A 9404-nucleotide genomic window follows, 5' to 3' on the forward strand; every position below is an offset into this window, starting at 1 on the left:
GAACCGGGCGTAGAACCGCGGTTTCGGCTTAACTCATCAGGCGATTTCTACCGGCATCCTTGGCCGCATACAAGGCTCGATCGGCGCGCTGCATCGCTTCTTCGGGCGTGTCTTCCGGCCGAAACACGGCCAAGCCACCGGAAAGAGTGACAGGTACCGCCTTGCCGTTGGCACGAAACGCCAGCTGCTCCACCAGGATGCGCAATGCATCGCTACGGCGCAGCGCCTCGTCCAGACCGGTCCGTGCAAAGACCAGCACGAACTCTTCGCCACCGTAGCGACACACGAACAGGCGTTCGTCGGCCTGGCCATGCAGCGTCTGGCCGACAATGCGCAGCACCGCGTCGCCAGCAGCATGCCCCAGGCTGTCGTTGATGTGCTTGAAGTGGTCGATATCCAGCGCAGCGACGCACAACGGCGAGCCCTCGAGCGTGCATTGCCGCCATGCCGCTTCGATGTGCGTTTCGTAGGCAAATCGGTTAGGAATGCCGGTCAACTGATCGGTGGAGGCTCGCTCGTGTTCGCGTTTGAGCGAATCCTTGAGCGTGGCCGTCTGCGTCTCCAGTTCTTCGACGCGTTGGCGCATCTGATCGGCACGTTGCAGGTAGGATGCGAAACGCGCATCTTCGCTCGCGCGATAAGAACGAAAGTGCTGCCCGATGGTTTCCAGGCGTGCCGTTACTTGAGAACGCAGGCTGGCCAAGTCCATCGCCTGCCGGCTGCGCTCACCAAGCTCGCGCATTTCTTCGCGCACCAGCGCGTCCCAGGCGTGGCCTTGGCTGCTGTTGCTTTCGTGCTCGGTGACCTCGACGTCGATATAACGACGGATATCCTCCAGCCGGCTGCCTACCGAATGCAGTACGCCCTGCATGATCTCGATATCGTCCTTGAGCAATCGGCCATGGCGATTGACCAGATGGGCCAACTCGCGCGCCTTGGACAGGACGTCGGTCGCGGTGTCTTGCAGGCTGGCCCTCAACACCTCGGCAGAACTGCTCAATGCCGGATCGAGCTCGATACCGTCCAGCGCAACGGCCAGGGCACGATGCCCGGAGGCAGGCGGCGGGCTCGCCGCCGCCGTCGCTTCGTCCAGCCGGGCGATGGCATCGACCATATCGCTGAGCAGGCTATCGAGCGTATCCATGGTCGGCTCGCGGCGCATTTCCTGGCCGATGCGCTCGAGCAATACATCCGCCGCCTTATGCCGGCCGGCACCAAACACCGCCAGACGGGAGACAAGGCGACGCAACGCCCTCTGCGTCTCGGCAGAGATCCGCTCCTGTTCTTCGAGGTCCAGCAAGGTCTGCTGGTACCGTTGAACCCCCTGATGCTCCACCCTAACCCTGCTCCGTGGCTGGCTTTGGTCTTGTTATCGGTAGCTTAGCCGGTGAGCTTGAGCGTTTGGATGGCCGCGTTACAAATTCGGCCCGCACGGGGTCAAAATTAAATCATACAATTCAAATAGCTCGCCTTCCGGCTTCGTCGTCCCTGTAACATTCGCCCGGTCCAATCTCTTGAGGGGGAGACTTGTGGTGACATCCAAAGCGGCGAAACATTTGCGTATTGCACAGCGGATACGCGCGACGGTTTATATCCTGATGTTGATCATTGGATTCGCCGTGCTGGGATATAAGACGCTCATCCATCCTTAGCATGATTCGCCGTCCAGCCGGCGCTAGGCCTTCTCCTTCTTCGGAGACACCCACATCGTGATCAGCGCCTGAAATACGGCCTCATCATGCCGGTTGCGCACCACAACACGAACCTTGTACTCGCCAGGCTGCGACCCATCGGCTGCCGACTCTGGCGTAGCGACAGCGACGAGATCGCTCGTCGCTTTTTTCAAGTATTCGACCGTCATGCCCTTGGGAATCCAGCGATGTGTCGACGGCACGGTGACCTCGGTCATAGTGCCACCTGCCAGCTCGGCCATATTGCACATCGCAATGGCATGCACCGTTCCGAGATGATTGAGTACGGCCCGGCGCTTGGAAATCCGCACCTCACAGTATTCCGGCCTGAGTGTCACGAAACGCGGACGGATGCTGCCGAAATAAGGTGCCTTGAAGCACAACAGGCGCGAAAACGCCCATTTGCCGCAGGGCATGGAAGCGAAGCGATTCCAGATTTGCAGCGTGCCAGAAGGTGTATCCATTACAAATCCTCCGTGCATTAAAAAACGACTTAATTCATAACCCTACAATATATTCATTCAAGGCATTAGCCGCTTAATCCCCCTAATAGCCGACCTGACCTATACAAATCAACCTGATACGTTGCCCCGGCGCTGCCGTCCTCGATTGGCGAAGCGGCTTCGCACCCGTACATAGGGAGATGACCATGGCAGGTAGATTCGTTCTGAAGCGCTCGGGCGCGCAGTTCTACTTTGTACTGCAGGCCAGCGGCAACCACGAAACGCTTATTACCAGCGAGCGTTATGTCAGCAAGCAAGGCGCGGAAAACGGCATAGAATCGGTCAAGACAAATGCGCCACACGATCAGCGTTACGAACATAAAGTGGCCAGCAACGGCACGCCCTACTTCGTACTGAAAGCCGCGAACGGCGAGCCGATCGGCACCAGCGAGATGTACTCATCCAATGCCGCGCGCGACCATGGCATTGAAGCGACAAAGAACAACGCGCCAACGGCCACGACGGCCGATGAGACCTGAGTGGGCGAAAGTGCCCTCTTTGTAGGAGCGGCTTCAGCCGCGACAAGCAGTAACGCGAGCGTGGGTCGCGACTGAAGCCGACCCTACAAAAACTCGGACACTCTTTTGCCACGGAATCCACATAACGCCTGAAAAGGACGGTAGTCATGCCAGACGTACGCTACCCGATCATCTACGTTCGCGGCTACGCGATGACGGATGAAGAAAAGAACGAAACGGCAGCGGATCCCTTTTGTGGCTTCAATGCGGGCTCCACGGTCTATCGGGCGGTAAGCGACAAGGACAAACCCGCCCAGCGATTCGTGTTTGAATCGCCGCTCGTCCGCTTGATGAAAGACTTTGGCTACAACGCCATCTACAACAACGGCCTGGATCTCCCTGACGAAGGCTTCAAGGGCGTGCTGTCGACGCGATCCATCATCATCTACCGGTACTACGACGATACCGCTCCCTTGATAGGTGGACAGCAAAGCGCTTCCATGGAGCGCTTTGCGAAGGGTCTTTCGGATCTCATCCTCAAAGTGAGAGACCATGTTTGCGGCAACGCGGACAACTGCGTCAACCCTGCCAACTTCAAGTGTTATCTGGTTGCCCACTCGATGGGCGGATTGATATGCCGTGCTTTCCTGCAGAACCCGGAGTTCAATACGCCGGAATCCAAAAAGGCCGTGGACAAGTTCTTTACGTATGCCACGCCGCACAACGGCATCGACATGGCCGGGATCAATGTGCCCAAGTGGCTTGGCCTCTTCGATATCAACACCTTCAATCGCAGCAATCTCATGACCCTGTTCGGCTACGACGCCAACCTGATCGCCAAGGGACGGTCCGACTATCTGCGCAGCGGGCAAGACATCGACATCCGGCGCTGCTTCTGCATGATCGGTAGCAATCGCGGCGACTATGAAGTCGCACAGGGCCTGTCGCGAACGTTTGCCGGCCATGGCAGCGACGGCCTGGTACGCATCGAGAATGCCTCGCTGTGCAGCATCGACGCCAACGACGTCGAGACACCTGCAGCGGCCGCCTATGCCTATCGCTCCCACTCGGGATACTTCGGCATCGTCAATAGCGAGGAGGCCTATCAGAACCTGGTGCGCTTTCTTTTTGGCGACGTCAGGGTGGATATCTTCGCTCAGGTAGACGGCGTCACGCTTCCGCCGGCCATACAAAAAGACGCCGCCGATGTGGATGCGCTATATCAGTTCGAAGCACTCGCCTCACCGCGAGGGAAGCCTTGGTATCTGACCCGACGCATGGCCGAAGAAGACTCCGTCGCCTGCCGTACACAGCAGGAGCTGGCGACCGACGCCAACCCATCCCGGCGAAAGGTCTATCTCTCGAGTGTGTTCCTGGCCAACATCTCACGAGTGAATCCAAACGACCCGTCCCTGTCGTACAGCCTCACGCTTGGCGTGCGTGTGCCTGACTACAAGGTCAAACAGGTTCTCTGGTTCGATCAACACTACGAAGGCAGCTACCTGTTTCGGGATACCTTGGTCGTTGAAATTCTTCCGCCGGCAACAGCAGCGCAACTGTGGCAAGTGCGGACCCGTTGGCAGAGCCAGGCTGCCGCGCCCACAGGAGCAGGCTACCAGCCCCTCCCCTGGTCAAATGAAAGCGCCACGCTGAAGGTGCCGTTCGCCAGCACCAGCACCCCGGGGATCAGCGGCACGCTGGTCATCGATATAACGGGTTGGAACCAGTAACCGAAGTGAAACCTACGGAATTCACTTATCGCCACGCATTGACTGCGAAGCCGCCGCCGAACCGACGCCAAACACACCGGCGACTTAAATGCTCTGCGGCTCTGATTGGGAAATGGGAGGATCTTCGCTTGGCGGCAGCCCATGCCTGGCTCGAAGCTTATCGAGCTGCGCATTCAACCAGGGCCTGTCCCGCACACGGACCAGCGGGTGATCCGCCAGGTCGACAATGGCTTGCAGCAGCGCGCTGCTGCCCGGTCCTGGGTACCGAATGCCAGATGCAGCCGCCTCCAGCATGTCCAATTCGTCCTGTAGTTCGATCCTCGATCTCATCGTATTCACTAAGTTCTCCATTGCCCCCGCAATGTAGGGTCTCCGTTGTCCCCACCTGATCTTCTTTACCGTTGTTACTCCGTCTCAATCTTCAAATCAGGCTGAATCCGTTGCCTATCCCCATGGTCCGCGCACTGCTGCAACTACCAGGACTCGCAATGAGCCATATCCTTGCCGAAATCGAAAAACGCATAATCCAGGCGAAAGAACTCCTGGAACTTGAATTTGACCACTTAATGCGCGTCCAGAACCGCCAACTCGACGACAGTTTTGCTCAATTCGTTGTCCAGAGTCGTCAGCGCGAGATCGAGCATCTTGAGGCGCAGCGGATTAATCGGATCAAACTGATAAGCATTAACCACCCGACGATAGACATCGGGCCTTCGACAGGGATCGGCGTCACCACGGCGACCGATTGAAATCGAGGTCGAGACCTGAAAACGTTTTCGGAAAACCTTTTCCTCTCCCATGTGAAAAGCATCCGTTTGTGCGCCGAACCGGCCGAATGTGCTCGTCCGATGACGGGGAAATGGTCAGCATGACCTGCGCATTCGGGTAGCCATGGCAATGGCGTGCGGGATTTTATCGCCGAGGTGCAATCCGGCCCTTGCGCACCGCCGAAAGTTCCTGCAAATAACGTCCCCATATCTTTCCCCCAGGATCCGATATCGCATGCGAGTCTTCAAACTGCTGACTGCGTTCTTTCTGGTGCTCCTAATCGGCCAGTCCACCGCCCTGGCCGCGGACAAGACACCGCCTCCAGGCGACCGCCTCGACCACATCCTGCTCTGGGGCCGCAATATCGATCAGGCCACCGCGATCATGGCCGCCAAGCTGGGCTTCCAGGTCCGCCCCGGGCGAGCCCCTGACGGCGTGGCCAACCGCTACATCCGCCTGCCCGACACCAGCTTTATCGAGCTGCTGGGCATCGCCCAGCCGGACGTGGCCGAGGCAAAGATGGACCCGGGCTCCCGCGCCGACTACAAGGTACTGAACGGCCAGCCGGGCGCTCGCAGCTTCGGCATCCACACCTCTGCGCTCGATGCCGCCCAGGCGCTACTCAAGCAGCGCGGCTTCGCGGTAACACCGATTTTCAGTGCAGCGGCGAATGACCCCGACGGCCAAGGCCCCAACAGCCCGCCACGCTGGCGCCTGTTCGCCTTCGACACCTCCCCGCTGGCCAGCCATCTCTTCTTTATCGACTACGCGCCCGGCCGCAAAGACCCAGGCAGCGTCCTGGACGACCAGCTCTCGCGCGAACACCCCAATGGTGCCCGGGAACTGACCTCGATCTGGCTGCTGTCGAACCAGGTCGACACGGATCTGAAGCAACTAGCGCGCATGGGCTTCGCCGAAGCGACACCGGTCCGCCTGCCGCAGATCGGCGCAAAGGGTTACTCGATTGCGATCGGGCCAAGCCATCTGCTGTTGTTCGAGCCGGATGGTGCGGGCGTGGCGGCCGATGCGCTGAAGCGCGGCGGCACGCAGATACTCGGTGTCAGTATTGGCGTGTCCGATCTGGATCGGGCGCAGCGACGGGTCGAACGGGGGTATGAGGTGTTTGACCACCATTTCGCGCGCTACAAGAGTCCGTTCGGTGAGGCCTTCCTGGCGCCGACGTTGGATGACCTGGGCATCCTTGTCGAATTCCATGCCCTGGGTGGCAAGAAGTGACCGACCAAGGTTTCGGGTTTCCAGAAACCTTGAGCTACCCCTGATCCGTGTCGGCGGCAGCTGACTCACATGCTGCCGCCGACTGAAGCATCGTCAAGGCCCGAGCTACTTCGCCTTGATGAACGCCAATAGATCTGCATTTATAAGATCCGCATGCGTGGTAGGCATGCCGTGCGGCAGCCCGGGATATGACTTCAAGGTTCCGTGCTTCAGCAACTTCACCGACCGAGCTCCCGTGGTAGGGAATGGACAGATCTGATCGTCCTCGCCGTGCATCACTAATACCGGCACATCGATCGACTTGAGATCGTCATAGAACTCCGTTTCGGAGAGAACTCGTATGCATTCGTACTGGGCCAGAATGCTGCCCATCATGCCCTGACGCCACCAGTTCTCCCGAATGCCTTCGGAAACATTTGCACCCGGGCGATTGAATCCATAGAACGGGATCGTAATGTCCTTGTAGAACTGCGCGCGATGGTTAGCCGTGCCATCCCGAATGCCGTCTACGACATCCTTTGGAACACCATCGGGATTCTTGTCCGTCTTCATGAAAAGCGGAGGAATAGCACTGATCAGAACAGCCTTCGCCACGCGTCCCTTGCCGTACTTCGCCACGTAGCGCGCCACTTCACCGCCGCCCGTCGAATGGCCGATATGAATTGCACCCTTGAGATCGAGCGCCTCCACGACAGCGGCAGCATCGGCCGCATAGGTGTCCATATCGTGGCCTTTATCGGTTTGCGTCGAACGCCCATGACCACGACGATCGTGCGCGATGACCCTATAGCCCTGCGCCAGGAAAAACATCATCTGGGCATCCCAATCGTCCGCGCTCAATGGCCAGCCATGATGGAAAAATAGCGGCTGCCCGGAGCCCCAATCCTTGAAGAAAATCCGTGTGCCATCGCTGACCGTGACGTACGAACTGCCTGTGCTCTTCGAATCATCGGAACGTTGAGTCATGTCATTCGCCTTCCAGATGAGATGGATACAAACGCGTAAGTCGGGTGTATCAGGAATGACACACCTCATTCGTGCAATGTTGAATTCAACGGAACGGCTGGCAAACGCCGATAGCCCGATCTAACCGGAGCCCCGAACAACCCTCTCGGTCCGTCGTCCCGGCGAACACCGTGACCCAGCGTCTTACACTTCAGCGTATCGAAGACCCTGAGCCCCGGTCTCCACCGGAGCGACGATGGGAGCTGAGGTTTCTCAGGGCGCCATCTAGACGTCCATTCAAAGGGTATTCTTAGCCACGGCAAGGCGACAATGGACGAATCGGACAAAGACCATGGTCAAAACGGCGCTCTCTCCAAAGCCTAGTGTCGAGGTCGGACTGGTTTGCGATGCAGGCACTTCACTCGCGGGTGTCCACGGCCTGACCGACTTGTTTACCTATGCCGGCGAATTCGCGTCAAAGCGGCAAGACGGCGATGGGCCGCCGCCGATTCGCGTCGTCCATTGGCGATGGGATGACGGTGAAACCGAAGTCACCCACTCCAGTGACAGCCAATCTGGCCTGCCGCATGCACCGACGATCCTGATCATTCCAGGCAATCTTCGCGCCCCTTTGCAGAGCTTCACGGCGAGTCCTCTCATACCCTGGCTACGTCAGCGACACGCGGAGGGTGTGGTGATCGCAGCGGTATGTGGAGGTGTCTTCCTGTTGGCGGAGACGGGACTGCTGACGGGACGTCAGGCCACGACGCATTGGGCGCTGGCCGAACAATTCACCACCCGCTTTCCCGATGTGCTCGTAGAAAGCGATCACATGGTGATCGACTATGGCGACGTAGTCACTGCCGGCGGTGTACTGGCCTGGGCCGACCTGGGGCTGCGCCTGACCGAACGGTTCCTCGGCCCGACGGTCATGCTTGAAACAGCACGCTATATGCTCGTCGACCCGCCTGGGCGCGAACAGCGGTACTACAGCGACTTCAATCCCAGGACAAAGCATGGAGATGCGGTGATCCTGAAAGTCCAACAGTGGCTTTGGACACAGCGTGAGCGACCCGTGTCCGTCGCGGACATTGCCCACTACGCCTGCCTCGAACCCAGGACATTCCTGCGCCGCTTTACCAAGGCAACTGGCATGACGCCGAGCGAGTACCAGCAAAGGCTGCGGATCAGCCGAGCACGGGAACTGCTGGAATTCTCCAAACGGAGCATAGACGACATCGCATCCAACATAGGGTACGACGACGCGGGAGGATTCCGGCGTGTATTTCACAAGATCGTGGGGCTGACGCCTTCCGATTATCGGCGGCGCTTTTCGCGGTGAGAATTAGTGCAACAAAAAAAACCGCGCCAGGCACGAGTTTTTCTTTCAACTCAGCAGCTAGCCCAAAGACCGAACCGCTTCAAATATGGTGCCAAGGGGGGACCCAAACTTCGCGTACTTATAGGCGCTTACAACCCATAGCTCCTTCCGTACCCCCATTTATACCCCCAAACTACCGCTCCTACCTTCACCAGGGCGATTTGGACCAGGTTAGCCGTTGCCGGCTAGCCCTCGCCGGCGCTTGAGTAACCTGACTGGACTTAGCCGCGTAAGCCATCCAATCCGCGGATCGAACTTGGGGGAGAGGTTGAGCGAAGTAATCCCAGTTGCGAGCGTCTCAAAGTGCCTTTTGATGCTTTGCACACGGGCGGGATCGCTCACCCTTGTGGACACTTCGAAGTCTCCACCGGTGATGAACTCGTCAGCCTCTACTACAAGGCCGTTCAAACGGGGTTTGAGGTCTTCGTCGCGAGCATGGTCGAAAAATACGCCGAGGGTGAACACCAGGCGATTTAGCTTATTTTTGAGTAGTGCCTCCGCAACCTTATCGCGCCCATCCTCTCTCCAATATGCTCGACCCTCAACGCTGAGGTCTTCGGCAAGAGTCAACATGGTCTGCCGGCGTTGCATCTGCAACGTGCGGCGCTCGCTCCCAGGGCCCGTGACCTTAGCGACCGCTAGGCTGACCCCGGCGCTAACGACCGCACTAATAGCAGCTCCGGCCAGATGGT

Annotated in this window: 9 protein-coding genes; 5 read left to right on the forward strand and 4 right to left on the reverse strand. The window is 58.6% G+C overall.

The window, feature by feature from the left end; all coding sequences use genetic code 11:
• Positions 1 to 28: 28 nt before the first annotated feature.
• A complete protein-coding gene (locus ACZ6WW_RS15720; protein WP_465275028.1) occupies positions 29 to 1336 on the reverse strand; it encodes a GGDEF domain-containing protein in 1308 nt (435 codons plus the stop codon).
• A gap of 339 nt (positions 1337 to 1675) precedes the next feature.
• A complete protein-coding gene (locus tag ACZ6WW_RS15725; protein WP_465275029.1) occupies positions 1676 to 2155 on the reverse strand; it encodes a hotdog fold domain-containing protein in 480 nt (159 codons plus the stop codon).
• A 185-nt stretch (positions 2156 to 2340) separates the two neighbouring features.
• Between ACZ6WW_RS15725 and ACZ6WW_RS15730 the strand changes: the two genes are divergently transcribed.
• The 4 genes from ACZ6WW_RS15730 to ACZ6WW_RS15745 all read left to right on the forward strand — a co-directional run bounded on the left by ACZ6WW_RS15730 (position 2341) and on the right by ACZ6WW_RS15745 (position 6386).
• A complete protein-coding gene (locus ACZ6WW_RS15730) occupies positions 2341 to 2673 on the forward strand; it encodes a YegP family protein (RefSeq protein WP_465275030.1) in 333 nt (110 codons plus the stop codon).
• A gap of 146 nt (positions 2674 to 2819) precedes the next feature.
• Complete coding sequence (locus tag ACZ6WW_RS15735; RefSeq protein WP_465275031.1) at positions 2820 to 4382, forward strand: esterase/lipase family protein; 1563 nt, start codon at positions 2820 to 2822, stop codon at positions 4380 to 4382.
• A 488-nt stretch (positions 4383 to 4870) separates the two neighbouring features.
• Positions 4871 to 5131 carry a hypothetical protein gene (locus ACZ6WW_RS15740; RefSeq protein ID WP_465275032.1) on the forward strand — a complete coding sequence of 87 codons (261 nt, stop codon included), beginning with the start codon at positions 4871 to 4873 and terminating at the stop codon, positions 5129 to 5131.
• 253 nt (positions 5132 to 5384) lie between these two features.
• Positions 5385 to 6386: a VOC family protein gene (locus tag ACZ6WW_RS15745; RefSeq protein ID WP_465275033.1), complete on the forward strand. Its 1002-nt coding sequence runs from the start codon at positions 5385 to 5387 to the stop codon at positions 6384 to 6386.
• A gap of 105 nt (positions 6387 to 6491) precedes the next feature.
• Here the strand turns inward: ACZ6WW_RS15745 and ACZ6WW_RS15750 are convergent, their stop codons facing one another.
• Positions 6492 to 7352 carry an alpha/beta fold hydrolase gene (locus ACZ6WW_RS15750; RefSeq protein ID WP_465275034.1) on the reverse strand — a complete coding sequence of 287 codons (861 nt, stop codon included), beginning with the start codon at positions 7350 to 7352 and terminating at the stop codon, positions 6492 to 6494.
• A 331-nt stretch (positions 7353 to 7683) separates the two neighbouring features.
• On the opposite strand from ACZ6WW_RS15750, the gene ACZ6WW_RS15755 reads away from it, so the two are divergent.
• Positions 7684 to 8673 carry a GlxA family transcriptional regulator gene (locus ACZ6WW_RS15755; protein WP_465275035.1) on the forward strand — a complete coding sequence of 330 codons (990 nt, stop codon included), beginning with the start codon at positions 7684 to 7686 and terminating at the stop codon, positions 8671 to 8673.
• 210 nt (positions 8674 to 8883) lie between these two features.
• On the opposite strand, the gene ACZ6WW_RS15760 is transcribed toward ACZ6WW_RS15755, so the two are convergent.
• Complete coding sequence (locus tag ACZ6WW_RS15760) at positions 8884 to 9309, reverse strand: hypothetical protein (protein WP_465275036.1); 426 nt, start codon at positions 9307 to 9309, stop codon at positions 8884 to 8886.
• Positions 9310 to 9404 lie beyond the last annotated feature (95 nt).

The sequence above is a fragment of the Dyella sp. NPDC103356 genome (assembly GCF_055584465.1).

Excerpts from the sequence above, each read along its gene's own strand:
- ACZ6WW_RS15725 (WP_465275029.1), bottom strand. The coding sequence starts at position 2,155 with ATGGATACACCTTCTGGCACGCTGCAAATCTGGAATCGCTTCGCTTCC.
- ACZ6WW_RS15730 (WP_465275030.1), top strand. The coding sequence starts at position 2,341 with ATGGCAGGTAGATTCGTTCTGAAGCGCTCGGGCGCGCAGTTCTACTTT.
- ACZ6WW_RS15735 (WP_465275031.1), top strand. The coding sequence starts at position 2,820 with ATGCCAGACGTACGCTACCCGATCATCTACGTTCGCGGCTACGCGATG.
- ACZ6WW_RS15740 (WP_465275032.1), top strand. The coding sequence starts at position 4,871 with ATGAGCCATATCCTTGCCGAAATCGAAAAACGCATAATCCAGGCGAAA.
- ACZ6WW_RS15745 (WP_465275033.1), top strand. The coding sequence starts at position 5,385 with ATGCGAGTCTTCAAACTGCTGACTGCGTTCTTTCTGGTGCTCCTAATC.
- ACZ6WW_RS15750 (WP_465275034.1), bottom strand. The coding sequence starts at position 7,352 with ATGACTCAACGTTCCGATGATTCGAAGAGCACAGGCAGTTCGTACGTC.
- ACZ6WW_RS15755 (WP_465275035.1), top strand. The coding sequence starts at position 7,684 with ATGGTCAAAACGGCGCTCTCTCCAAAGCCTAGTGTCGAGGTCGGACTG.